Annotated in this window: 22 protein-coding genes and 1 pseudogene; 11 read left to right on the top strand and 12 right to left on the bottom strand. The window is 75.0% G+C overall.

Annotated features, from left to right (window positions below; genetic code table 11):
• The first annotated feature begins 67 nt into the window (after positions 1-67).
• From GD880_RS10570 to GD880_RS10560, 3 genes and pseudogenes are all read left to right on the top strand, one after another.
• On the top strand, positions 68-1,309 hold the full coding sequence (locus GD880_RS10570) for an aminotransferase class I/II-fold pyridoxal phosphate-dependent enzyme (protein WP_152231590.1): 1,242 nt from the start codon (positions 68-70) through the stop codon (positions 1,307-1,309).
• An 83-nt stretch (positions 1,310-1,392) separates the two neighbouring features.
• A pseudogene (locus tag GD880_RS10565) lies at positions 1,393-1,692 on the top strand (ferritin family protein); the annotation flags it as partial.
• 125 nt (positions 1,693-1,817) lie between these two features.
• Complete coding sequence (locus GD880_RS10560; protein ID WP_152231589.1) at positions 1,818-2,624, top strand: family 1 encapsulin nanocompartment shell protein; 807 nt, start codon at positions 1,818-1,820, stop codon at positions 2,622-2,624.
• 45 nt (positions 2,625-2,669) lie between these two features.
• Here GD880_RS10560 and GD880_RS10555 read toward each other — a convergent pair whose 3' ends face one another.
• Complete coding sequence (locus tag GD880_RS10555; protein ID WP_152231588.1) at positions 2,670-7,169, bottom strand: DUF3418 domain-containing protein; 4,500 nt, start codon at positions 7,167-7,169, stop codon at positions 2,670-2,672.
• Positions 7,170-7,270: 101 nt separating this feature from the next.
• Positions 7,271-7,747, bottom strand: coding sequence for a hypothetical protein (locus tag GD880_RS10550; protein ID WP_152231587.1), 477 nt, complete (start codon positions 7,745-7,747; stop codon positions 7,271-7,273).
• Between the two features lie 256 nt (positions 7,748-8,003).
• Between GD880_RS10550 and GD880_RS10545 the strand changes: the two genes are divergently transcribed.
• The 4 genes from GD880_RS10545 (at position 8,004) to GD880_RS10530 (ending at position 10,952) form a co-directional block, all read left to right on the top strand.
• A complete protein-coding gene (locus GD880_RS10545; protein ID WP_152231586.1) occupies positions 8,004-8,699 on the top strand; it encodes an alpha/beta hydrolase in 696 nt (231 codons plus the stop codon).
• 30 nt (positions 8,700-8,729) lie between these two features.
• Positions 8,730-9,251 carry an ASCH domain-containing protein gene (locus GD880_RS10540; protein ID WP_152231585.1) on the top strand — a complete coding sequence of 174 codons (522 nt, stop codon included), beginning with the start codon at positions 8,730-8,732 and terminating at the stop codon, positions 9,249-9,251.
• 420 nt (positions 9,252-9,671) lie between these two features.
• A complete protein-coding gene (gene efeU / locus GD880_RS10535; protein ID WP_152231584.1) occupies positions 9,672-10,511 on the top strand; it encodes an iron uptake transporter permease EfeU in 840 nt (279 codons plus the stop codon).
• Between the two features lie 54 nt (positions 10,512-10,565).
• Positions 10,566-10,952 (top strand): cupredoxin domain-containing protein, encoded by a 387-nt coding sequence (locus tag GD880_RS10530; RefSeq protein ID WP_152231583.1) that lies wholly within the window; start codon positions 10,566-10,568, stop codon positions 10,950-10,952.
• Between the two features lie 9 nt (positions 10,953-10,961).
• On the opposite strand, the gene GD880_RS10525 is transcribed toward GD880_RS10530, so the two are convergent.
• The 5 genes from GD880_RS10525 to GD880_RS10505 form a co-directional block, all read right to left on the bottom strand.
• Positions 10,962-11,726, bottom strand: coding sequence for an alpha/beta hydrolase family protein (locus GD880_RS10525; RefSeq protein WP_152231582.1), 765 nt, complete (start codon positions 11,724-11,726; stop codon positions 10,962-10,964).
• Positions 11,727-11,855: 129 nt separating this feature from the next.
• Positions 11,856-12,425 (bottom strand): hypothetical protein, encoded by a 570-nt coding sequence (locus tag GD880_RS10520; protein ID WP_152231581.1) that lies wholly within the window; start codon positions 12,423-12,425, stop codon positions 11,856-11,858.
• 24 nt (positions 12,426-12,449) lie between these two features.
• The gene (locus GD880_RS10515; protein WP_152231580.1) at positions 12,450-13,166 is read right to left on the bottom strand and encodes an ABC transporter permease; all 717 of its coding nucleotides are present in this window, start codon (positions 13,164-13,166) and stop codon (positions 12,450-12,452) included.
• Positions 13,163-13,897, bottom strand: coding sequence for an ABC transporter ATP-binding protein (locus GD880_RS10510; RefSeq protein ID WP_226909561.1), 735 nt, complete (start codon positions 13,895-13,897; stop codon positions 13,163-13,165). Before GD880_RS10510 ends, GD880_RS10515 begins: the two co-directional genes overlap by 4 nt.
• 24 nt (positions 13,898-13,921) lie before the next feature.
• On the bottom strand, positions 13,922-14,149 hold the full coding sequence (locus GD880_RS10505) for a PLDc N-terminal domain-containing protein (protein WP_226909560.1): 228 nt from the start codon (positions 14,147-14,149) through the stop codon (positions 13,922-13,924).
• Between the two features lie 183 nt (positions 14,150-14,332).
• Here GD880_RS10505 and GD880_RS10500 point away from each other — a divergent pair, with 183 nt between their 5' ends.
• Positions 14,333-15,349, top strand: a complete 1,017-nt coding sequence (locus tag GD880_RS10500; RefSeq protein WP_152231578.1) for an SAM-dependent methyltransferase — start codon at positions 14,333-14,335, stop codon at positions 15,347-15,349.
• Between the two features lie 34 nt (positions 15,350-15,383).
• Here GD880_RS10500 and GD880_RS20340 read toward each other — a convergent pair whose 3' ends face one another.
• The 5 genes from GD880_RS20340 to GD880_RS10485 all read right to left on the bottom strand — a co-directional run bounded on the left by GD880_RS20340 (position 15,384) and on the right by GD880_RS10485 (position 18,965).
• Positions 15,384-15,527, bottom strand: a complete 144-nt coding sequence (locus tag GD880_RS20340; RefSeq protein WP_193314449.1) for a hypothetical protein — start codon at positions 15,525-15,527, stop codon at positions 15,384-15,386.
• 265 nt (positions 15,528-15,792) lie between these two features.
• Positions 15,793-15,969 carry a hypothetical protein gene (locus tag GD880_RS20335; protein WP_193314448.1) on the bottom strand — a complete coding sequence of 59 codons (177 nt, stop codon included), beginning with the start codon at positions 15,967-15,969 and terminating at the stop codon, positions 15,793-15,795.
• A gap of 272 nt (positions 15,970-16,241) precedes the next feature.
• Entirely contained in the window at positions 16,242-18,059 is a 1,818-nt protein-coding gene (locus tag GD880_RS10495; RefSeq protein WP_452176739.1) for a calcineurin-like phosphoesterase C-terminal domain-containing protein, read from the bottom strand.
• A 232-nt stretch (positions 18,060-18,291) separates the two neighbouring features.
• On the bottom strand, positions 18,292-18,642 hold the full coding sequence (locus tag GD880_RS10490) for a DMT family transporter (RefSeq protein WP_152231576.1): 351 nt from the start codon (positions 18,640-18,642) through the stop codon (positions 18,292-18,294).
• The gene (locus tag GD880_RS10485; protein WP_152231575.1) at positions 18,642-18,965 is read right to left on the bottom strand and encodes a DMT family transporter; all 324 of its coding nucleotides are present in this window, start codon (positions 18,963-18,965) and stop codon (positions 18,642-18,644) included. The genes GD880_RS10490 and GD880_RS10485 overlap by 1 nt, the downstream gene beginning before the upstream one ends.
• 231 nt (positions 18,966-19,196) lie before the next feature.
• Here GD880_RS10485 and GD880_RS10480 point away from each other — a divergent pair, with 231 nt between their 5' ends.
• The 3 genes from GD880_RS10480 to metE all read left to right on the top strand — a co-directional run bounded on the left by GD880_RS10480 (position 19,197) and on the right by metE (position 23,734).
• Positions 19,197-20,114 carry an NADP-dependent oxidoreductase gene (locus tag GD880_RS10480; protein ID WP_152231574.1) on the top strand — a complete coding sequence of 306 codons (918 nt, stop codon included), beginning with the start codon at positions 19,197-19,199 and terminating at the stop codon, positions 20,112-20,114.
• Positions 20,115-20,329: 215 nt separating this feature from the next.
• On the top strand, positions 20,330-21,304 hold the full coding sequence (locus GD880_RS10475; RefSeq protein WP_193314447.1) for a methylenetetrahydrofolate reductase: 975 nt from the start codon (positions 20,330-20,332) through the stop codon (positions 21,302-21,304).
• A gap of 9 nt (positions 21,305-21,313) precedes the next feature.
• Entirely contained in the window at positions 21,314-23,734 is a 2,421-nt protein-coding gene (gene metE / locus GD880_RS10470; protein WP_152231572.1) for a 5-methyltetrahydropteroyltriglutamate--homocysteine S-methyltransferase, read from the top strand.
• Positions 23,735-23,752 lie beyond the last annotated feature (18 nt).

The following is a 23,752-nucleotide window of genomic DNA, read 5'->3' as shown; positions in this document are numbered from 1 at the left end:
GCGATCATGGGGCCGTGGCCGCCGCCGGAGCGGTCCGGGGCAGACCACGCGATGGAGGGCGGTCGCCATGAAGACCTTGTCGAGGCGTGCCCGGCTGGCGGCGGCGGAGATGAGCGCCCTGACCGCGTTCTTCACCGCGCGGGCGGACCCGGCCCGGGCGGGGCGGGCCGACGACGGCGTCGACCTCACCTTCGGCGACCCGCACGAGCTGCCCCTCCCCGGGCTGGTCGCGGCGCTCGAGGCGCACCTTCAGCCGCGCAGCGTCGACTGGTTCGCGTACAAGGCCAGCGAGGAGCCGGCCCGCGCGGCGGTGGCGGCGGCGCTGCGCGACGAGCTCGGGCTGGCGTTCGAGCCGGCGGACGTGGCCATGACCCAGGGCGCCTTCGGGGCCATCGCGCTGGGGCTGCGGCTGGTGGCCGACGCGGGGGAGGAGGTGGTGGTCCCGGCGCCGGGCTGGTTCTACGCGCCGATGGTCCGCGTGGCCGACCTGGTCCCGGTGCCGGCGCCGCTGGCGCCCGAGACCTTCGACCTCGACCTCGCCTCGATCGAGCGGGCCCTCACCCCGCGCACCCGGGTCGTCGTCGTGAACTCCCCGGCGAACCCGACCGGTCGGGTCTACCCCCGCCGCCAGCTCGATGCGCTGGCCGAGCTGCTCGAGGACGCCTCGCGGCGGCTCGGCCGGCGCATCTGGATCCTGTCCGACGAGCCATACCGGCGCATCCGCTTCGACGGCGTCGGCTTCGTCAGCCCGGCGGCCTGCTACCCGTGGACGCTCGTCGACTACAGCTACGGCAAGGTGCTGCTGGCGCCCGGGCAGCGCCTGGGCTACCTCGCCCTCTCACCCCTGCTGCCCGACGCGCAGCGGGAGGCGCTGCGCGGGGCGTTCTTCCCCACCCAGATGGCCGTCGGATGGGGCTTCCCGGACGCGCTCATGCAGTACGCGGTGCCCGACCTCGAGCATGTCTCCATCGACCTCGCCGAGCTCACCCGCCGGCGCGACCGGGTGCTCGCGGCGCTGGACGGGTGGGGTTACCGGATGACCCCGCCGGAGGGGACGTTCTACCTGTGGGGCGCCGCGCCGGGCGGGGACGCGCGCGGCTTCGCGGCGGCGCTGGCGGCGCGCGGCGTGCAGGTCCTGCCGGGGACGCTCTTCGGCTCGCCCGGTCACTTCCGCGTGTGCCTGACGGCGACAATGGAGATGCTCGAGCGGGCCCTGCCCGCCTTCGAGGAGGTGGGCCGGACATTGGGCGGTGGCGCGGGCAGCCCGGCGGCCCGGACGACCTCCGCCGGTGGTGAGCACGGCGCCTGAGCGGCGCGCTGTCCCGGGCGTGCGGACGGGGAAGGGCGTGCGTACCTTCGACAGCACCATGCGTGGTGCCGAGGGGAGTCGTCATGGGGTTCGACCAGTACCACGAGCCGCCGGCGGAGCTACCGGCCCAGACCCGAACGTTCGCCCGCATGTGCGCCAACCTCACCGAGGAGGCCGAGGCGATCGGCTGGTACGAGCAGCGCCTCGCCATCGAGCCCGACCCGACGTCGCGGGAGATCATGACCGACTCCCTCGGCGAGGAGTACAAGCACTTCAGCATGGACCTGGAGTTCTTGCTGCGGCAGAAGCCGGTCTGGCGGGAGATCGCCCGCGGCATCCTCTTCAAGGACGGCGACATCGTCGAGCACGGGGAGGGCGCGGAGGCCCAGGCCACCGGCGAGGGCGACGGCGGGGATGCGGGGGCGCAGGACACCGGCGACGGCGACGGCGGGTCCGGTGCCGCGTCCGCGACTTCCCTCGGCATCGGCAGCCTCCGGGGGATGGCGTGATGGACCACCTGCTGCGTGGGCTCGCACCCGTCTCCGACGCGGCCTGGACGCTGCTCGACGCCGAGGCGCGCAGCCGGCTGGTCGTGGCGCTCGGCGCCCGCAAGCTCGTCGACTTCGCCGGGCCGCACGGCTGGCAGCACTCGGCCACCAACCTCGGCCGGACCGAACCGGTCGCGGACACCCCCACGGAGCAGGTCCGGGCCCGGCGGCGCCGGGTGCTGCCGCTGGTCGAGGTCCGCGCGGACTTCGACGTGCTGCGCGAGGAGCTGGTGGACGTCGACCGCGGGGCGGCCGACGTCGACCTGACGAGCCTCGACGCGGCGGCCATGCGGATGGCCCAGGCGGAGAACACCACGGTCTTCCACGGCTGGACGGCCGCCGGGATCACAGGGATCGGGCAGGCCTCCCCGCACCCGGAGATCCCGGCCGGCGCGGACGTCGACGCCTTCCCCAGCACGGTCGCGAAGGCGGTCGAGACGCTGCTGAAGAGCGGGGTGAGCGGCCCCTACGGGCTGGCCGTGGGCCCGGCTCGCTACACCGCCATCGTGGAGACCGCGGAGCACGGCGGGTACCCGCTGTGGGACCACGTGCGCCAGATCCTCGGCGGCCCCATCGTGTGGGCACCCGGAGTGCGCGGCGGCGTCGTCCTGAGCATGCGGGGCGGGGACTTCCTGTTCGAGTCCGGGGAGGACCTGGCGGTCGGCTACGACCACCACGACGAGCGATCGGTCCACCTGTACCTGGAGCAGACGTTCAGCTTCCGGGTGGCCACCGCCGAGGCCGCGGTCGCGCTGACCGCCCAGTAGCGCGGGGGGCGCCCAGACCGCCCGGTGCCGGCGGCGGGCGGCCCGCTACAGCTCGGCGAGGGCCTTGCGGATGCGCTTCTCGGAGACCTTGATCGGCGTGCCCAGCTGCTGGGCGAAGAAGCTCACCCGCAGCTCCTCGAGCATCCAGCGCACCTGCTCCAGCCCGTCCCGCCGGGCCGGGTCCGGGGCGAGCCGGTCGGAGGCCTCGACCGCCGCCTCGTAGGCGTCCTCGAGCTCGCCGACCTTCCACGCCAGGTCGGCGTCCTGGTGGACGTTGACCTGCGCCCGCTCGATGCGCCGCTGGGCCGCCCTGAGGTAGCGCGGCAGGTGCACCAGCTGCCCGGGCGGGGTGGCCGAGACGAACCCGGGGTAGACGAGCCGCGCCACCTGGTCGCGCACGTCGGTGAGCGTGTTGAGCAGCGCGATCGAGGAGGCCGCCTTGATCGTCGCCTCGAGCTCGCGGTGCGCGTCGAGCGCGGTGACCACCTGCCCGATGACCCGGTACACCCGGTCCTCGAGCGCCGCGCGCACGTGGGCGACGAGCTCGCGGTACCGCCCGGCGTCGACCACCTGGTGCCCGCCGTGCGCCGCCGTCCACTCGTCCACCAGCGCCCCGACGGCGGCGAGCTGGACGTCCGCCACCAGGTCCTCGGTGCTCGGGTACGGGCTGGCGGCCAGGGTCAGCGCCTCCTTGCCGGTCCACCGGCTGGTGACCCGCGGGGTGTTCAGCGCGGCCTCGGTCAGCACCAGCCGGCGCAGGCCGAGGCGGTGCGCGTCGGCCTGGGTGCTCGCGTCGGCGAGCACGCGCAGGGACACCGTCGGCGCCGCCCCGCGCGGGCCGGCCACCTGCACCAGCGCCGGGTAGCCGCGCACCACCAGCCCCTGCGGGCCGGCGGACTCCACCTGCCGCGGGATGACCCCGTCGGGCACCTCCGGCCACGTGGTGAGGCGGTCCTGCTCGGGCAGCATCGGGGCGGCCGACCCCCGGCGCGCCACAACTGGGGCAGGAGAGGCTCCTGAGGCGCTCGTTCCCCCGTCAGTCGCCCCACCAGCCCCAGTTGTGGCGCCCGAGGACATGCCGCTGCCCCCGGAGCGGACCTGCGCCTCCTCCATCGCCACCCGGACGGCGCCGCGCACCGCCGCGCGGACCGCCTGCTGGGCCTGCGGGGCGAGCTCGCGCTGCAGCGCCACCAGGTGCTTGCCCTCGGACAGCACCGCGCCGCGCTCGGAGAGCACCCGGAAGGTCATCCGCAGGTGGTCGGGGAGCTTTTCGTCGTCCCAGGCGTCCTCGGGGATCTCCACCGCGCGCAGCCGGCGCACCGCGTCCGCGAAGGCCTCGTGGTACGACGGCGCGCCGGGTTCGGCGGGGGCCACCTCCGCCCAGGGCGGCAGCAGCTCGACGACCTGCCGGGCCACGTCGGGGGCGGGCACCAGCTGCACCCGCACCTTCTTGGGCAGGGCCTTGATCGTCGCCGTGGCCAGCTCGTGCGCCAGGCCGGGGACCATCCAGTCGAAGCCGTCGGGGCGCAGCCGGGAGAGCACGGCGACGGGCACGTGCACCGTGACGCCGTCGGCGTAGCTGCCCGGCTGGAACTGGTACGTCAGCGGCAGGGTGAGGTCGCCCTGGTGCCAGGTGTCGGGGAAGTCCGCGCCGCTGACCGCGCCGGCGTCGGGCACCAGCAGGTCGAGGGTGAAGGTGAGCAGCTCCGGGTCGTCCGGGCGGGCCTGCTTCCACCAGGCGTCGAAGTGCCGGGCCGAGACGATCGAGTCGGGCAGGCGCTCGTCGTAGAACGCGAACAGCCCGTCCTCGTCGATGACGAGGTCGCGGCGGCGGGCACGCGCCTCGTACTCCCCCGCCTCGGCCAGCAGCTCGCGGTTGCGGGCGTAGAACTGGTGGTGGGTGCGCCACTCCCCGCCCACCAGGGCGTGGCGGATGAACATCTCGCGGGCCAGCTCGGCCGCGGTGACGTCGCCGATGGGAGTCTCGCCCAGCCGCCCGAGCATCACCGGCCGGTCCGCGACCAGCGTCATGCCGTAGAGCAGCACCTTCTCCTTGACCATCGCCGCGCCGTGCTTGGCCGACCAGTACGGCTCCGAGTACGTGCGCTTGACCAGGTGCGCCGCCAGCGGCTCGACCCACTCGGGCTGGATGCGCGCCACCGTGCGGGCGAACAGCCGCGAGGTCTCCACCAGCTCGGCGGCCATGACCCACGCCGGGGTCTTCTTGGCCAGGCCCGAGCCGGGCCAGACGACGAACCGGGTGCCGCGGGCGCCGGCGTACTCCCGGCGCCGCTCGTCCCAGGAGCCGAGGTTGGACAGCAGGCCCACGAGCAGGGAGCGGTGGACGGCGTCGGCGCTGGCGGCGTCGGCGGAGCCACCGACGGCGACCACCGCCCGGGCGGGGTCGGGTCGCCGGTCCGGGGTGGCCTCGGCGGTGCCGGCGATCTCGGTCTCGTGCGGCAGGGCCAGCGGGCGCAGGGTCAGGCCGAGCGGCTTGGCGAGCTGGCGCAGCTGGGCGACGACGTCCTGCCACTCGCGCACCCGCAGGTAGTTGAGGAACTCCGCCCGGCACATCCGCCGGAACGCCGAGCCCGACAGGTCGCGCTGCTGGGTGCGCAGGTAGCGCCAGAGGTTGAGGTAGGCGAGGAAGTCCGAGGTGGGGTCGGTGAACCGGCGGTGCTTCTCGTCGGCGGCCTGCTGGTGCTCGCTGGGGCGTTCGCGCACGTCCTGCACGGACAGGGCGGCGACGATGATCATCGCCTCGGCGGCGCAGCCGTTCTTCTCCGCCTCGAGCAGCATCCGGCCCAGGCGCGGGTCGATCGGCAGCCGGGCCAGCTGCCGGCCGACCGGGGTGAGCCGGTCGGCGCCGGCGGCGTGGATGTCCAGGGCGCCGATCTCGTGCAGCTGCTGGACGCCGTCGCGCACGGCGCGGGTGTCCGGCGGGTCGACGAACGGGAAGCGCGCGATGTCCCCGAGGCCCAGCGCCGCCATCTGGAGGATGACCGAGGCCAGGGAGGTGCGCAGGATCTCCGGCTCGGTGAACTCGGGGCGGGCGGCGAAGTCCTGCTCGCCGTAGAGCCGGATGGCGATGCCGTCGGCCACGCGCCCGCACCGGCCCGAGCGCTGGTTGGCGCTGGCCTGGGAGATCGGCTCGATGGGCAGGCGCTGGACCTTGGTGCGGGTGGAGTAGCGGGAGATGCGCGCGGTGCCGGGGTCGATGACGTAGCGGATGCCGGGGACGGTCAGCGACGTCTCGGCGACGTTGGTGGCCAGCACGATGCGGCGGGTGGCGTGCGGCTCGAACACCCGGTGCTGCTCGGCGGAGGACAGCCGGGCGTACAGCGGGACGACCTCGACGGCGCCGGGCACCGCCGACCGGCCGCCGGGGGCGACGTAGCGCGCGCCCAGGTGCTCTTGCAGCGCCACGTGGGTGTCGCGGATCTCCCGCTCGCCGGAGAGGAAGACGAGGATGTCGCCCGGGCCCTCGGCCATGAGCTCGTCGGCGGCCTGGACGATGCCGGTGACCTGATCCAGCGGCTCCTCGCGCGGGGCCTGCCTGCCACCGCGCCCCCGCCCCCGCTGCGCTGCCAGATTGTCAGTCTGGTCGCGCCGGTCCGCGGCCAGATTGCCAGTCTGGTCGCCGGAAGGGGTGCGGTCGCCGGCGGCGCCGCCTTCGCCGTCGCTCTCGGGGACCAGCGGGCGGTAGCGGATCTCGACCGGGTAGGTGCGGCCCGAGACCTCGACGACGGGCGCCGGCTCGAGCGCGGCGCCGTCGGGCCGGCCGCCCTCGTGGGTGCCGAAGTGCGCGGCGAAGCGCTCGGAGTCGATCGTGGCCGAGGTGATGACGACCTTGAGGTCGGGGCGACGGGGCAGCAGGTTGGCGAGGTAGCCCAGGATGAAGTCGATGTTGAGGGACCGCTCGTGGGCCTCGTCGACGATGATCGTGTCGTAGCGGCGCAGCAGCGGGTCGCGCTGGATCTCGGCGAGCAGGATGCCGTCGGTCATGAGCTTGACCAGGGTGGTCGCCGAGACCTCGTCGGTGAAGCGCACCTGGTAGCCCACCGCCCCGCCCAGCTCGACCCCGAGCTCCTCGGCGATGCGCTCGGCGACGGTGCGGGCGGCGATGCGCCGCGGCTGGGTGTGCCCGATGGTGCCGGTGATGCCGCGGCCGAGCTCGAGGCAGATCTTGGGCAGCTGCGTGGTCTTCCCCGACCCGGTCTCGCCCGCGACGATGACCACCTGGTGGTCGCGGATGGCCGCCGCGATCTCCTCGCGCCGCGCGGAGACGGGCAGCTGCTCGGGGTAGGTGATCCGCGGCAGGGCGGCCCGGCGTTCCCGCAGCTGCTCGGGGGTGAACGGGCGGAAGCCGCGGCGGCCGTCGCCCGGGCCCCGACGCTCCCGGCCCCGGCCGCGCTCGTCGCCGCCGCGGCCCCCGCCACCGTCGCCACCGCGGCCCCCGCCGCGGCCGCGGCGCCGCCGGGGGGTGCGCTCGCCCGACGGCGTTACCGCCGCCGTCGTCGTCCGCTCGTCCTGGTCGCCACTCACGATGTCCCATTCTCACCGATGCGCCCCGGGCACCGCCCCACCGCACCGCTCACGGCGAAACCACCGGCGTCGCGCGCGGTGGCCGACGGTGCCGCGCTGGCCTATCGCTCGCTGGGCCAGGGCCGCAGGGTGACCGTCGCAGCCACGGCGAAGGCGAGGTGGGGGACGACGTCGGCGGCCCAGTCCTTGGCCGTCCAGGCGCGCGGGTCGGTGATGCCGAGGGCCGTCATGGGGCCGTTGCCGGCGATCATGGCGAGCACCCAGGACAGCGCGAGCGTGCCCGCCGTGCCGCGGGGGTGGCCGGTGGCGCGGATGGCACCGAGCACGGCGCCCGCCCCCACACCGGCCGCCGACCCCAGCAGCGAGCCCAGCGCCGTCCGACGCGCATCGCGCTGCTCGTCGTCGCCCGGGATGTCGACGTGGAGCAGGTCCGCGACCCGGTCGACGGTGGTTTCCGGCGTGCTGCTCGCCGGACGCCCCCGCAGGACCATGTCGAGGTAGGTCGCGGCATTCAGCGCCGTCGTCCCCGCGGCGCCGGCGACCAGCCCCCGGGTCAGCGCGGTGGTCGGTCCTCGCACGATGTCACCCTCCGTTCCGATGTCCCCCGCGGGCCGCGGCTTCCCGTGCCCCGGGCGTCTCCGGGCTCTCGCCCCTTCCCGGCATGGGATCGCACCGCGGGGGCACGCGCCACCCGGGCGGCCACGAGGCCCGTGCCGCTCGGCCGGGCCGGAATGCCGGAAAGCCGCCCGGGGTTGCGGTCGTGGGGCCGTGTCATGGCCCGTCTCCTGGCGCCCATCCCGGCCCGGGTTCCGTCCATCTCGTTCAGGAGCGTCCATGCCCGCGCCCGTCATCGACCCCGACGCCGTCCTCTGGTCCGCCCCGCCGGCGGAACGCGGCGGTCGCCCGCTGCTCGTGCTGCTGCACGGCTACGGATCCAACGAGCGCGACCTGTTCGCCCTGGCGCAGCATCTGCCGCCGAGGTACGTCGTCGCCTCCCTGCGCGGACCGGGGACGAACCGGTTCGGGCACGAGTGGTTCGCCCTCGACGGGGAGCTGGCCGGCGCCCGCGGGCACGAGCAGAGCAGCGTCACGGACCGGCTCCGGGAGGACGGCGCCAACGCCGCGGCCCGGGCGGTGCGCGCCTGGCTCGGCGAGCTCACCGAGAGCTTCACGCTGGTGGGCCTGGGTGGGTTCTCCCAGGGTGGAGCGATCGCCACCCAGGTGCTGCGGCAGGACCCGGAGCGGGTCGCGTTCGTCGCCAACCTCTCGGGGTTCGTCGCGCCCGGCGAGGTCGACGGCGACGCCGTCCTCGCCGAGCGGCGCCCACCGGTGTTCTGGGCCCGCGGCGCGGCCGACGAGGTGATCGCCCCGTTCCTCGTCGAGCGCACCGAACGGTGGCTGCCCGCCCACGCCACCCTGACCCACCGCGTCTACCCGGGCCTTGGTCACGGTGTCTCCGCGCAGACCCTCGGCGACCTCGTCGCGTTCCTCGACGATCGGGTGGACGGCGGCGCCGGCCCGGCACGGTAGGCCGTCGGCCGGACCTGGAAGACTCACCGCATGGACACCACCCCTCCCGAGGACGAGACCGTCGAGCGGTTCTGGGCCCAGGCCCGCAAGGTCGCCGGGTTCACCCGGCTCGACGTCGTGGTGGGGGAGAACGAGGTGGCCGCGCTGACTCCGCCGGCCTGGTCCTTCGGCACCGACGCCGAGGAGGCGGACGAGCTCCTCGCGCTCGTCGTGGCCGGGGTCAAGACGGCGACGTCGAGCGCCCGGTGGGAGTGGGAGGCGGAGGGGGAGGAGCTGCCGCGCCCCGGGGACCTCTCCATCATCTGCGACGGTGCCGGTGAGCCCCACGTGCTCACGCGCACCACGGCCGTCGACGTCGTGCCTTTCGACCAGGTGCCCGCCGAGCACGCCGCCGCGGAGGGCGAGGGCGACCGCAGCCTCGAGCACTGGCGCCAGGTGCACGAGAGGTACCTGCGGCACGTGCTGGGCGGGTACGGCCGAGAGTTCACGCCGGAGACGCCCGTCGTGCTCGAGCGGTTCGCCGTGCTCTACCCCCGGCGGCGGCGCCGGTAGTCGCGCTGCCCGCGGGGCGCGGTGCCGTGCGGTGGCCGAGCACGACAACGGCCGGCTCCACGTCCCCCTACGCCGTGGAACCGGCCATTTCGGTCAAACCGGGTCCAGTGTGGGGGTGGTTCGGCGGGCGCGCATCTCGAGCCCCCGACGACACGGCGGCGGGAGTCGATCGGAGACGGCACGGCGGCGGGAGCCGGTTGGAGTCGGCACGGCGGCGGGAGCCGGTCGATCACCCCGGCACGGGGCCGGGAGCCGCTCGAGCACCCGGCAATGGGCCGGGAGCCGCTCGGTCGCCCCGGCACAGCGCCGAGTTTTCGGGCACGAAAGGCTTGATATGAGGCGTCTGCTGGGGCTAGACGCGCCCGGGGGGTAAGGCTAGCCTTACCTCGCTCGCACCGCCGTCGTCGCGAAGGAACGTCCGTGATCGCCAACCTGCTGATCGGCCTCAGGGAGGGCCTCGAGGCCTCGCTCGTCGTCGGCATCCTCGTCGCCTACCTGGTGCGCACCGGCCGGCGCGACCGCCTCCCGGTCGTGGCCGCCGGCGTCGCGGCCGCCGTCGCGCTGAGCCTGGCCTTCGGCGCCCTGCTGCAGTTCACGTCACGGAACATGACGTTCGAGCAGCAGGAGATCTTCGGGGGCACGCTCTCGATCGTCGCCGTCGGCTTCGTCACCTGGATGATCTTCTGGATGCGGCGGGCGGCCCGGGGACTCAAGCGCGAGCTCGACCACCGGATGGCGGGAGCGCTGGCCATGGGGGCCGGCGCCGTCGTGCTCACCGCCTTCCTCGCCGTCGCCCGGGAGGGGCTGGAGACCGCGCTCTTCCTGTGGGCGGCCATCCAGGCCACCGGGCAGGGCTGGGCCCCGGTCACCGGCGCGGCGATCGGTCTGGCCTGCGCCGCCCTCCTCGGCTACCTCATCTACCGCGGCCTGCTGCGCGTCAACCTCGGCAAGTTCTTCACCTGGACCGGCGCGGCCCTCATCGTCGTCGCCGCCGGGGTGCTGGCCTACGGCGTGCACGACCTGCAGGAGGCGGGCGTGCTGCCGGGGCTGACCACCCTGGCCTTCGACGTCAGCAGCCAGGTGCCGCCGACCAGCTGGTACGGCACCGTGCTCAAGGGCACGCTGAACTTCTCGCCGCAGACCACCGTCCTGCAGGCCGTGGCCTGGGTGGCCTACGTGGCCGTCATGATGGTGCAGTTCTTCCGCCCCGCCCGGCCCCGCGTGGGCGCCCCGTCGCCCACGCCGGCACCCGTGGCCTGACCTCTCCGCGCGGGCCGCGCCCGCCTCCCCGACCCCCGCTCCCCAGGAGGAAGCGTGCCCATCCGTCGTGCGGTGCCCGCCCTGGCCGTCGTGGTCATCCTGCCGCTCCTCGCCCTGGGGGCCTGCTCCTCCGACGCCGGGACCACCGGCGCGGCGTCGTCGGCCGGCCCCCTGCGCGTGACGGCGTCCGACTCGGCCTGCCAGCTCTCCGATCCGACGGTCCCGGCCGGCCGGACCACGCTCGACATCACCAACTCGGGCAAGGAGGTCACCGAGGTCTACGTCTACGCGGGCGACAAGGTGGTCACCGAGAAGGAGAACATCGGCCCGGGCACGAGCGCGCAGGTCGCCGTCGACCTCGCCGCGGGCACCTATGAGGTGGCCTGCAAGCCCGGCATGGTGGGCAACGGCATCCGCACGGAGCTCACCGTCAGGCCGTAGCGGCGCCGCTCAGGCGTCGCCGGGCAGGTGCTCGGCGAACCAGGCCAGCGCCAGCTCGGCCACGACGTCGAGGCGGTCCTTCATCCCGTGCTGCGCGCCGGTGACGATCTCCAGCCGCGCGGAGGTGGGGACCAGCGCGATGCCCTCGCGAGCCATGGTCACGAGGTCGGTCTCCTCGTCCGCCTCGCCGTAGAGGAAGAGCACGGGCACGCGCACCTTCCCCAGCAGCTCGTGCTGGTCGATCAGGGAGTAGTCGGCGAGGGTCTCGCGGGAGATCACCGAGTACTCGCGGGTGGACGCCTCGTTGTCGTCGGGCACGCGGGTCACGCCGTGCGCCTCGAGCTCGTCGAGCTGGCCGGGCGAGAAGATCTGCTCCCACGGGTAGTTCATCGGTCCGGTCAGCGCGCCGGTGACCACCATGGCGAGGATGTCCGCCGGCTGGCCGCGCAGCGCGGCGAGCGAGCCGAAGGAGTGGGCGTGGAGCACCTGGGCGGGGTAGCCCTGCTCCGCGAGCCAGGCGGAGGCCGAGCGCAGGTCCTCGATCTCGTTGGTCACGGTGACGACGTCCTCGTCGCTGGCCCCGCACCCGGAGAAGTCGAACTGCAAGGTGGCGTAGCCGGCGGTGCGGTAGGCGGAGGCGAGGATGTCGAAGCGCAGTGAGGAGTGGCGGTCGGAGAGGAACCCGTGCGCGAAGAGCACCGCGCGCGGCCCCGGCCCGGGCTCGAAGGTCCCGGCCAGCCGGACACCGCGCGGCGTGGTGATCGTGACCTCCATGCGACCACGGTAAAGGGTTGGTATGACACCCGTCAGGACCTCAGGCGTCGGGTCTCAACATTTAGGCACTTGGCGTCCCGAATGCTGGGGAGGGGTGGTCGCGGGCCGCGCACCGGTCGAGCCGGCGGGTCAGTCCCGCTCGAGCAGCCCGGCGAGGGCCTCGAGGCTGTCCTTCCAGAACTTCTTCGTCTCGGCCACCTCGTCGGCGCCGCGGAGCCGGGTGTGCGCGGAGGCCACCCGGGTGCGCGGCCGGCCGTCCCGGGCGGGCGGCAGCTCGGAGAGGGCCAGGAGGACCCGGGAGTCGTCGTCGCCGCGGAAGCGCGCCGTCCGCGGCTCGGTCAGCCCCATGACGGGCCAGTCGACGTCGAGCCACTCGCTGCGCAGGTCGTCGTCGGCGAGGTAGGGCCAGGCCTGGGCCAGCGTCGCGCGGACGGTCTTCGTCACGGTGGTCTCGAACGTCCCGTCCGGGCGCTGGCCCGGGGCGCGCAGCCCGCGCGACTGCTCGTAGCCCACCGTCACGCCCTGCGCCCACCAGGCGTCGACGTCGTGCTCGCCGCCGAGCCACCGGGCGATGTGGGTGTGGTCCCACTCGCGTGCCCCGGCCTCGTCGAGCAGGGCGTACCACCCCTCGCGCGTGCGCCCGGTGGCGGCGCGGAGCCGCTCCTCGCCGACCTGCTCGGCGTGGCTGCGTGTGGCCATGCCACGAGCGTAGGACGACGGCGGTCAGGGCGTGCGCCGGCGCAGCGTCGCCGCGCCGAGCAGGAGGACGGCGACGATGAACCCCGCCAGCACCGCCACCGGCAGCGCCAGGTCCGGGCTCGCCTGCCGGGAGACCTCGTTCATCGCGTCGACGGCGTAGGACAGCGGCAGCACGTCCGAGACGTACTCGAGCACCGGTGGCAGCTGCGCGCGCGGCACGAGCAGCCCGCACAGCAGGAGCTGGGGCAGCACGATCGCGGGCATGAACTGCACCGCCTGGAACTCGGAGCTGGCGAAGGCGGAGACGAACAGCCCCAGCGCGACGGCGAGGAGCGAGTCGAGCACGGCGACCAGCACCAGCGCGCCCCAGGGCCCGGCGACCTCCAGCCCGAGGGGCCCGAGCACCAGCGCGCAGGCCACCAGCGCCTGGATCACCGCGACGACGGCAAAGGCCAGGGCATATCCGAGCAGGAACGGCACCTTGCCCAGGGGCAGGGTCAGCAGCCGCTCCAGCGTGCCCGAGCGCCGCTCGCGCAGCGTGGTGATGGAGGTGATGAGGAACATGATGATGACGGGGAACAGCGCCAGCAGCGCCGGGCCGATGCGCTGGAACACCGCGCCGCCCTCGTCGTAGATCCACCACAGCAGGGTGAGCAGCACGCAGGGGACGACGAGGATCATCCCCACGGTGCGCGGGTCGTGGCGCAGCTGGAGCAGCACCCGGTGGGCGGTGGCGATCATGGCCGCCCCCGCACCGGGGCGTCCCCGCCGCGGACCAGGTGCAGGAAGGCGCGCTCGCCGTCGCTCTGGCCGGTGCGCGCCAGCAGCTCGGGCAGGGTGGTGTGGGCGAGGACGTGCCCCTCCCGCAGCAGGACCAGCTCGTCGCAGCGCGCCGCCTCGTCCATGACGTGCGAGGAGACCAGCAGCGTGGTGCCCGTGGCGGCGATGTCCCGGAAGGTCGCCCACAGCGACTCGCGCAGCACCGGGTCCAGGCCCACGGTCGGCTCGTCGAGCACGAGCAGGTCGGGGGACCCGAGCAGGGCCGCGGCCAGGGACACCCGGGAGAGCTGCCCGCCCGAGAGCGTCCCGACCAGCTGGCGCCGCTGCGGGGCCAGCCCGACGACGTCCAGCGCCTCCGCCGCCGTCGTCACCGCGCGGGACCGCCCGTCCACGCCGAGGACGCGTGCGAAGTAACGCAGGTTCTCCTCGACCGTGAGGTCCGGGTAGACGCTGGGCGCCTGGGTGACGTACCCGATCCGGCGGCGCAGCTCCCGGCTCCCCGCCGGGTGGCCGAGGACCGTCACCCGCCCGGCGGCCACCCGCTGGACGCCGAGCACGCACCGCATGAGCGTGGTCTTGCCCGAGCCGGAGGGACCCAGCAGCCCGGTCACCGCGCCGGCGGCGACGTCGAGGTCGACCCCGGCCAGCGCCGTCGTGCGCCCGCGGACCACGCGCAGGCCCCGGACCTCCACCGCCCCGCCCACCGCAGGCCCCCGCTACTCCGCCGCGCGCCGGCCCCACTTGAAGTAGGACAGCGGCCCGACGATGTTGACCGCGATCGCCGCGGCCCACAGGGACTTGCGGCCGTTGACCGCCTCGGCGGGCCGGCGGGCCAGGTCCGTCCACGCCGCCGCCGCCAGCGCCACCTCGACCGCGCCGAGCGCCACCAGCGCCGCCCGCTGCCCGGTGCTGAGCTGCGCCCAGCTGATCCGCGTCCTGTCCACCGTGACCTCCCGTGCCGCCGGACCCGGGTGGTCCGGTGGTGCCAGCATGGCGGCAGCGGCCCGCCGGCGCCAGGGACCTGCGGCCCCCAGCCCGCCGTCGGGCTGGACCGGACGCCGCCCAGCCGCCACCCTGGTGGCGCCGGGTACCGCCGGCGCACCCGCCCACAGGGGAGCGTGAGGACCGTGAGACCACGCAGCGCCGTGAAGCTGGCCCGCGCCGGCAGCCTGCCCGAGCGGCTGCGCAGCCTGCGCGACGGGCAGGCCGCGATCCGCGTCGCCACCGTCGGCGCCGCCCTGGAGTCCGGGGTGCTCGATGCCCTCATCGAGCCGCGCACGACGGCGTCGCTGGCCGACACCCTCGCGGTCACCGACGTCCGGCTGCTCGAGGCGTTCCTCGAGGTCCTCGAGGCGGCCCGGCTCGTGCGCACCGGGCCCCGCGGGCACCGGCTGACCCGCCGGGGCCGGGCGGTGCTCGCCGACGACGTCGTCCGGGCCGCCTACGAGGGGTTCAGCGGCTACCACACCGGCCTCTACCACGACCTCCCGGTCCAGCTGCGCGGCGGCCCGGCCCGCTCGGACATCGCCCGGCACGGGGACGTCATCGCCCGCCTCTCGCGGGCCTTCGAGCCCCTCGTCCACGACGCGCTCGCGGCCGAGGTCGAGCGCCTGCGACCGGCCCGGGTGCTCGACGTCGGCTGCGGGGACGGCACCAACCTCGAGCACATGCTGCGCGCGGCCCCGGAGGCCGAGGGCACCGGCGTCGAGATCGACGCCGTGGCCGCCCGGCTGGCCCAGGAGCGCCTCGCCCGCGCCGACCTCGCCGACCGGGGGCGGGTGCTCGCCATGGACGTGCGCGGCCTGCTGGCCGACCCCGCCCGGCTCGGCGGGCCGGTGGACCTCGCCCTGCTCGCCAACGTCATCTACTACCTGCCGGCGGCCGAGCGGGCCGACTTCCTCCACGACGTCGCGGCCCTGGTGCGCCCGGGCGGGACGGTCATGGTGGTCTCCACCGTCGCCGACCCGAGCGCGTTCAGCCGCCACTTCGACCTGCTGCTGCGCGCCCAGGAGGGCGAGATGTCCCTGCCCACCACCGGGGACCTGGCCGGCTACCTCACCGCGGCGGGGCTGGAGGTGACCGGCGCCCGCCGGCTGACCCCCGGCGACCCGCTGCACGCGGTGACCGCGCGCCGCCGGGGGTGAGCCGGATGTCCGCGTGGCGGCGCTGGGGCCGGCGTCAGCCCAGCCGCCGGACGAGCGTCCAGACGTTCACGCCGTCGACCCGCTCGTAGCGCAGCTCGTCGAGCTGTTGCATGGGACGCACCTTGCCCGAAGCGACGCCCGTGCCGCAAGAGATCCCGACGCCCGTGGTCCGTCTCAAGGACGGGCCATAACCCCGGGGTGCGCCCGCAGAAATCGCGGCAGGCAGGTGTCCGCCCTACGGGACGAGAGCGCATTGTTCAGCCCCCGTTCCGACATTGTTCACGCGCGCGGCGCTGCGCCCCGATTGCTCGCCGGCGCTGCCCCATTCGCGCACCGATCCGGCGTAAGGCTGCGGCGACGTTTCTCCAGGAATGGACAAAACCCCCGTCTCCCAGCGGGAGACGGGGGCTTTTCACTGTCCTCTATGGACACAAGCGAGGGAATCATATCCCAATTCCCTCCCCCGTAATCGCGCGCACCAGTTCGGCCCGGTCGACGGTGATCGACAGGAACTTCTTGGGCGACCGGATCGTCAGGGTCACCTCGTCGTCACGCACGGTCACCCGCACGTCTCTGTCGGCTCGGTGGACATCGGTGATGTCCGTGAAGGCTGGGTCCACCTAGCCAATATTAGGGGCAAATCGTCTCACTATTTGACCCTCAAAACCGTCCGATAAGGTCTGGCCTGCGAGTTCGGCCCCTTTGAGCGGATCCTCCGGGTGCCGAGCGAGCTGGCCGGCGTCGGAGGTGGTGCCGCGCCGCGCCGGCGCCGGGACGCGGCGGTGGAGCGTTCGCGCGCGGGTGCGGGAGCGCTCGTGCACCGGTGCGGTACCCGGCCGGGCCGACGGCGAGGGGCGGGGACCGCAGGCCCCGCCCCTCGCCGTCGTGCCGGCTACTCGGTGATCTCGAAGGTGATCGTCTCGGTGAAGGTGCGGCCGTGGACGTCGGTCGCGGTCACCTCGGCGGTGTGCTCACCGGCCGCGAGGTCGGCGGGCAGCTCGAGGCGCCACAGGTGCATGGAGCGGTCGGCGATGCTGCCGCCGTGGACCAGCTGCTCCTGGACCGCGGCCGGGTCGGACCACTCGGCCCCGACCAGCTGGCCCTCGCCCTGCATCTGCTGGGTGCGAACGGCCTCGACGGCCTGCCCGCCGTCGAGCGCGACCTTCACGGTGGAGCCGGTCGACCCCAGCCAGAAGTTGGTCGTCAGCCAGGTGCCGCCGGCGAGGTCCTCCCGGGAGACCGCGAGCGGGTTCTCGAAGGCCGGCGCGGACCCGCGGTTGGCCAGGTTCGCGGCGTACCACTCGCGGTAGCGCGGGGTGTTCAGGCCGAGGGCCATCTGGTGGGCGTCGTCCTCGCCGCGCACGGTGAAGCGCTCCTGGAACGTGGCGTTCTTGACGTCGAGCGTCAGGACGCCGGGCACGCCGCCGTCGCGCTGGAGGGCGGTGGGGTAGCCGCCGTCGAGCTGGCGGCCGGAGAACCAGTCGCCGGAGATGGCGCCGGAGGTGATGTGGGTGAAGGGCAGGCCCTCCACGCCGAACAGCTGCGACCACCCCGCGAGGCTGTCGCCCTCGCGCAGGTTCTCGAGGCTGTGGGTGTGCCCGCCGACGGCGACGGCCTCGCGGCCCTGGAGGATGTCGTAGATCTCCCGCACCTGCGCGACCTGGTGGCGGCCCTCACCCTGGTCGGCGTAGTCGAGCAGCGGGATGTGGGCCGCCAGGACGATCAGCCGGTCCTCCGGCACCTGGGCGATGTCGTTGCGCAGCCACTCCAGCTGCTGGTCGTCCAGCGCCCCGGTGTAGGCGGTGCCGGCGCGGTACTCCACCGTGTTCAGGGCGACGACGTGGACCTTGCCGGCGTCGTAGGAGTAGTACTCCGGGCCCAGGTTGGCGCGGAAGGTGTCGAAGGTGTGCTCGCTGGTGGTGGCGTCGAGGTCGAGGTCGTGGTTGCCCGGCAGGAAGCGGGCCGGCCCGTTGAGCATCCCGGCCAGCTCGCGGGTCTGCGGGTACAGCGAGAGGTCGTCGCCGACGACGTCGCCGATGAAGGTCACGCCGCAGCCGGCGTAGTCGGTGCGCGCGGCGAGGTCGGCGAAGGCGCCGGCGCGGGCGTACTCGACCTCGTCGAGGTTGTACGTCTGGATGTCGCCGCCGATGACGCAGTGCTGCTCGGGGGACTGGGTGAGCTGGCTCTTGGCGAGCGGGAAGTTCACCTCGTCCGGCAGCGCCCCGGTCGGCGCGATCCCGCCGTAGCGCAGCTCGGGGGAGCCCTCGGGGAGGTGGTGGTAGAAGAACTGGGCGACGTTGTCCTCGTCGACCGGCACCTGGTAGCCCCGGGGCTGGGTGACGAAGACGGTCATGTTGTCGAAGGCGGGCAGCTCGTAGCGGCCGTGGCTGTCGGTGGTGGTGACGTCGCGCCCGTTGGAGACGGTCACCCCGGCGAGGCCCTGCTCGTTGCGGTCCTGGACGGAGTTCTGGTTCTTGTCGGCGAAGACGGTGCCGTCGAGGACGTCCTGGTTCTCGCCGGTGCCCTCGACGACGTGGACGCCGCCGCGGTAGGCCGTCTCGGCCCACGGCGCCGCCTTCGGGCCGCCCGGGGCGGCCGTGGCGGCCGCCGGCACCAGCGCCGCGCCGGAGACGGCGATCGCGACGGCGGTCGCGGCCAGGCCGGTGCGGCGGTGCAGCAGGGATCTGGATGGGTTCGTGTTCACGGTCACATGACTCCTGTCGAATGTCGGCCGGCCCCTCCCGACCGATCGGAGCCGACGCTTCCAGCCGCCGGTGAACCCGATCCGGCCGCGGGGCGACCCCGGCATGGAGCCCCTGCGACGGCTCGCCGACGGCTCGGCAAACCGCACCCAAACCGTCCGTATATAGCTCGAGGTCAGGGTTGCCGGACCGCCCGGGGCGCTCCCCTGCGTCGAGCTGCCGGACGATCCGGGGCCGCTGTCACGGCTCGACGGCGCCGTCGCTCCGGGGCTCCTTCCCCGAGAGCTCCAGGACGACCACGCCGACGACGACCGCGAGCAGGCCGAGGACCTTCGTGGGCGTGAGGGTCTCGCCGAGGAAGAGCACGCCCATGCTGGCGACGACGGCGGTGCCGATGCCGGACCACAGCGCGTAGGCCACGCTCAGCGACACCGTGCGCAGCGCCCGGGTCAGCAGGGAGAAGGCCAGCGCGTACCCGGCCAGCGCGAGCATGCCGACGACCGGCCGGCCGAATCCCTCGCTGCGGTCCAGCAGGGTGGTCGCGACGATCTCCGCCGCGATCGCGCCGGCGAGGGACCACCAGCCGGCCATCAGCGGCCCCCGCCGGAGAGGTTCAGCAGGACCGCGCCGGCGATGACCAGCGCCAGGCCGGTGAGCTTGCCGGCCGACCGGCGCTCGCCGAGAACGAGCATCCCGATGACCGCGACCGCCGCGGTGCCCAGGCCGGCCCACAGCGCGTAGGCGACGCCGACCTCGAGCTCGAGGAGCACCCGGGACAGCAGCACGAAGGCCGCCGCGTACAGCGCCAGCACGACGGCGGTGGGGCGAAGGGCGCGGAACTCCTGGGTCCGGGGCAGGAGGCTGGTGGCCACCACCTCGGCGGCGATCGCCCCGACGAGCAGGACCCAGATCATCCGACCTCCGCTTCTCGCAACCCGTGACGGGTGTCCCGGCCCGGTGGTGTCCGGAACGCCCGCCGCCAACCTAACCGGCCCCGCGCCGGCGCGGCGGACACGTGCCTGCCTGCCGGTTGGCGCGGGGTCGCGGGTGTGCCGCCGCCCGGTGCTCCCGGTTCACCGGATGCGCCTCCGTCCGGTGGTGCGGTTCGCCGGGTGTGCTCCCAGCCGGTGCGGGAGGATGCGCCCATGTCCCAGGTGTTCGTCTTCCGCGACTACGGCGGCCCCGAGACCCAGGCCTTCCTCGACCGCCCCGTGCCCGAGCCCGGCCCTGGCGAGGTGCGCGTCGCCGTCCGGGCGGCGGGGGTCAACCCCGCGGACTGGAAGCGGCGCTCGGGCCAGTTCGGCACGCGGATCGCGCTGCCGGCGCCCATGGGCCTGGAGTTCGCGGGCGTCGTCGACGCCGTCGGGGCCGACGTCGACGGCCTGGCGGTGGGCGACGCCGTCCTCGGCGTGCCGGCCCGCGGCTGGGGTGCCCTGGCCGAGCACACGATCGCCCGGGTGGGCGACGTCGTGCCCAAGCCCTCGCAGGTCTCCTTCGTCGACGCCGCCGCACTGCCGGTGGCCGGGGCGACCGCCTACGACGCCGTCCACCAGGTCCCCCTCGAGCCCGGCCGGACCCTGCTCGTCAACGGCGCGGGGGGCGGCGTGGGGGTCATCGCCGTCCAGCTCGGGGCCGCGGTCATGGGGCTGCGGGTCGTCGGCACGGCCAGCGAGGGCAAGCGGACCCTCGTCGAGGAGCTCGGCGCGGTGTTCGTCCCCGCCGGCGCCAGCGTCACCGGGCGGGTGCGGGCCGTGGCGCCCGACGGCGTCGACGCCGTCGTCGACCTGGTCGGCGGTCAGCCGCTGCGCGACGTCGCGCCGCTGGCGACGGATCCCGCCACGATCGTCTCGACGGCGGACCCCGCCACCGCCCGGGAGGTCGGCGGCTCCGGGGTCGAGCGCCACCCGACCCGGGAGTCGCTCGGCGCCCTGCTCGGGCACGTCGCGGCCGGGCTGGTGCGCCCGCGCGTGAGCGAGGTGCTCCCGCTGGACCGGGCCGCCGAGGCCATGGCGGCGGTCGAGTCCGGGCACGCGACCGGGAAGGTCGTGGTCCAGGTCCGCTGACGGCGCCCGGGGCCGGGCGGGCTCGGGTGCTGGGGGCCGGGCGTGGCCGACCCTGGTCGGCCGGTGCGTCGTCCCGGCCGGTGGGACGGCGCGGCGAACCACCCCGACCGGCCCAGGCCGCTGCCATGCTCGACGGTGGAGGGCGCCGCGGGGGCGGTGTTCCGGACGGGCTTGGAGGCGTGATCTGCGTCGTGGCGCGACCTAGCCTGCTGTGTGTGAGCGTCGCGACGCACCCGACGGTCTCCTTCGAGCTCTTCCCGCCGCGGCGCCCCGAGCTCGACGAGACGGTCTGGCAGCGCGTGCTGCGCATGGCGGAGGCCGGCCCGGACTTCTTCTCCGTCACCTACAGCGTCTCCGAGGCGGCCCGGGCCGCCTCCGCCGAGCTCCTGCGCCGTCTCCTGGTCCAGACCCGCATCCCGCCCATCGCCCACCTCACCTGCGTCGCGGCCACCCGCGAGCAGATCGCCGCCCGGGTGCGCCGCCTGCTCGACGCCGGGGTGCGCGACTTCCTCGCCCTGCGCGGCGACCCGCCGCCGGGCGAGACGACGTGGCACCCCCCGCCCGACGGGCTGAGCCGGTCCAGCGAGCTGGTCGCGCTCATCCGCGAGGTCGAGGCCGAGCGCCGCGAGGACGGCTGCCTGCGCGCCGCCGCGCCCAGCGTCGTCGCGCTCGACCTCGGCGTCGCGCCGGCCGACGTCGTGTCCGTCGCCGTCGCCGCCTACCCCTCCGGGCAGAGCCACACCCGGACCGCCGAGCTGGCCGCCCTGCGCGAGAAGCAGGACGCCGGCGCCGACTTCGCCATCACCCAGGTCTTCTACGACGCCGAGGCCTACGCCTCGCTGTGCGCCGACGCGGGCACCGCCGGGGTGCACATCCCGATCCTGCCCGGCATCCTGCCCCTGACCGACCGGCGGCGGCTGCACCGCCTCGACGAGCTCAGCGGGGTGCCCGTGCCCGTCACCCTCGACGCGCTGCTGGACACCCCTGACGACACCGAGCGGCTGCGGCGGGGCATCGATGCCACCCTGGCGCTCATCGACCGGGTGCTCGCCGTCGGCGCGCCGGGGCTGCACCTGTACACGTTCAACCAGGACCGTCCCGCGCTGGACGTCCTCGAGCACCTGCGGGCCCGGGGCGTCCGCAACCCCGCCCTCGAGACCCGCCCGGCCGTCCCGCCCGCCCGCACCTGAGGAGCCGTCATGACCACCACCGCCAGGCCCGGGGGCGACGGCGACGCCGGCCGGGACCGCACCGTCCCGTGGTTCCCGGACGCCACCGTGCTGGGCTACCCGCGCATCGGCGCCAACCGGGAGCTGAAGAAGGCGGTGGAGGCCTTCTGGGCCGGACGCAGCGAGCTCGACGACCTGCTCGCCGCCCTGGAGAGCCTGCGCCGCGAGACCCGGGGACGCCTCGCCCGGCTGGGCCTGCCGCCCGGCGACGGGTCCATCCCGGGGGACTTCTCCGCCTACGACCACGTCCTCGACGCCGCCACCACCCTCGGGGCGGTGCCCGAGCGGTTCGCGGACCTCGTCGCGGAGGACGGCACGGTGGACCTGCCGGGGTACTTCACCCTCGCCCGCGGCGACGGGGAGCGCGCCCCCCTGGAGCTGACCAAGTGGTTCGACTCCAACTACCACTACCTCGTGCCCGAGATCGGCCCGGACACCCCGCTGCGCTACGGCGACGACCGGCTGATATTCAAGTTCCTCGAGGCCGCCGCCGACGGCGTGACCACCCGCCCGGTCATCGTCGGCCCGGTGACCTTCCTCCTGCTGAGCAAGCCCGCCGCCGGCGCGCCGGCCGGCTTCCACCCCCTCGACCGCCTCGACGACGCCGTCGCCGCCTACGCCGACCAGCTCCGCGCGCTGGGCGTCGCGGGCGCGCCCTGGCTCCAGCTGGACGAGCCGGCCCTCGTCTCCGACGCCTGGGACGTCCCGCGCGCCCGGGTGCTCGCGGCGGCCGAGCGTGCCTACGGCGCCCTGGCGGGCGAGCTGGGCCGGCCCGAGCGCCCGGCGCTGTTCGTGTCCGCCGGGTACGGCCCGCTCGGCGACGCCCTGCCGGTGCTCGCCCGCTCCGCGGTCGAGGCCGTGGGCCTGGACCTGGTGCGCGGGCCGCTGCCGCCCGCCGCCGAGCTGGCCACCCTGGCCCGCAAGGTCGTCGTGGCCGGCGTCGTCGACGGGCGCAACGTCTGGCGCACCGACCTCGACGCCGCCCTCGGGGTGCTGGAGCGGCTGCGCGCGGGCATCGGGGAGGGCGCCCGGGTCGCCGTCGCGACCTCCACCTCGCTGCTGCACGTGCCGCACGACGCCGCCCGGGAGAAGCACCTGAGCCGGGAGCTGCGCGGCTGGCTGGCCTTCGCCGACCAGAAGGTCGAGGAGGTCCTGCTCCTCGCCGACGCGGTGGCCGGCGGGCGCGAGGCGGTCGCCACCCGGCTCGCCGAGGCCGCCGCGGCGCGCCGCGCCCGGCGGGCCCACCCGGGCGTGCGCCGGGCGGGCGTGCGCGAGCGGCTGGCCGCGCTGACCGACGCCGCCTTCGCGCGGGCGCCCTACCCCGAACGCCGCGCCGCCCAGGAGGCCCGGCTAGGGCTGCCGGCGCTGCCGACGACGACCATCGGCTCGTTCCCGCAGACGGCGGAGATCCGCCGGGCCCGCGCGGCGCTGCGCCGGGGGACGATGAGCGAGGCCGAGTACCGCCAGGCGATGCGCGCCGAGATCGAGCAGGTGGTGCGCCTGCAGGAGCGCCTCGGCCTGGACGTGCTCGTGCACGGCGAGGCGGAGCGCAACGACATGGTGCAGTACTTCGCCGAGCTGCTCGACGGGTTCGCCGCCACCGAGCACGGGTGGGTGCAGTCCTACGGCTCGCGGTGCACCCGCCCGGCCATCCTGTGGGGCGACGTGGCCCGGCGGGGCCCGATGACGGTGGAGTGGACCGGCCACGCGGCCTCGCTGACCGACCGGCCGGTCAAGGGCATGCTCACCGGCCCGGTGACCATCCTCGCGTGGAGCTTCGTGCGTGACGACCAGCCGCCGGGGGAGACGGCGCTGCAGGTGGCGCTGGCGCTGCGCGACGAGATCGCGGACCTGGAGGCGGCCGGGATCGGCATCGTCCAGGTCGACGAGCCCGCCCTGCGCGAGCTGCTGCCGCTGCGCGCCGCGGAGCGGCAGGATTACCTCGACTGGTCGGTGCGCGCCTTCCGGCTGGCCACCTCGGGCGCGCCGGCGCACACCCAGATCCACACGCACCTGTGCTACTCCGAGTTCGGCGCGATCCTCGGGGCGATCGACCGGCTCGACGCGGATGTGACGAGCATCGAGGCGGCGCGCTCGCGGATGGAGGTGCTCGCGGACATCCGGCGCGCCGGGTTCGGCCGGCAGATCGGGCCGGGGGTGTACGACATCCACTCCCCGCGGGTGCCGTCGGTGGACGAGCTGAAGGAGCTGCTCGCCACGGCCGTCGCCGCCGTGCCGCCGGGGCAGCTGTGGGTCAACCCCGACTGCGGCCTGAAGACCCGCGGCTACGAGGAGGTCACCGCCGCGCTGGAACATCTCGTGGCCGCCGCCCACGCCGTGCGCGCCACCCTGCCCGCCCCCGAGCGCGGCGAGATATCGACCCTGTCGTGAGCCGTCACCTTGGCACAC

The sequence above is a fragment of the Georgenia ruanii genome, from assembly GCF_009193175.1.
Taxonomy (GTDB): domain Bacteria; phylum Actinomycetota; class Actinomycetes; order Actinomycetales; family Actinomycetaceae; genus Georgenia; species Georgenia ruanii.
This window is presented reverse-complemented; position numbering and strand designations above follow the sequence as displayed.

Excerpts from the sequence above, each read along its gene's own strand:
- GD880_RS10570 (WP_152231590.1), top strand. The coding sequence starts at position 68 with ATGAAGACCTTGTCGAGGCGTGCCCGGCTGGCGGCGGCGGAGATGAGC.
- GD880_RS10560 (WP_152231589.1), top strand. The coding sequence starts at position 1,818 with ATGGACCACCTGCTGCGTGGGCTCGCACCCGTCTCCGACGCGGCCTGG.
- GD880_RS10545 (WP_152231586.1), top strand. The coding sequence starts at position 8,004 with ATGCCCGCGCCCGTCATCGACCCCGACGCCGTCCTCTGGTCCGCCCCG.
- GD880_RS10540 (WP_152231585.1), top strand. The coding sequence starts at position 8,730 with ATGGACACCACCCCTCCCGAGGACGAGACCGTCGAGCGGTTCTGGGCC.
- GD880_RS10525 (WP_152231582.1), bottom strand. The coding sequence starts at position 11,726 with ATGGAGGTCACGATCACCACGCCGCGCGGTGTCCGGCTGGCCGGGACC.
- GD880_RS10520 (WP_152231581.1), bottom strand. The coding sequence starts at position 12,425 with ATGGCCACACGCAGCCACGCCGAGCAGGTCGGCGAGGAGCGGCTCCGC.
- GD880_RS10515 (WP_152231580.1), bottom strand. The coding sequence starts at position 13,166 with ATGATCGCCACCGCCCACCGGGTGCTGCTCCAGCTGCGCCACGACCCG.
- GD880_RS10490 (WP_152231576.1), bottom strand. The coding sequence starts at position 18,642 with ATGGCCGGCTGGTGGTCCCTCGCCGGCGCGATCGCGGCGGAGATCGTC.
- GD880_RS10485 (WP_152231575.1), bottom strand. The coding sequence starts at position 18,965 with ATGATCTGGGTCCTGCTCGTCGGGGCGATCGCCGCCGAGGTGGTGGCC.
- GD880_RS10480 (WP_152231574.1), top strand. The coding sequence starts at position 19,197 with ATGTCCCAGGTGTTCGTCTTCCGCGACTACGGCGGCCCCGAGACCCAG.
- metE (WP_152231572.1), top strand. The coding sequence starts at position 21,314 with ATGACCACCACCGCCAGGCCCGGGGGCGACGGCGACGCCGGCCGGGAC.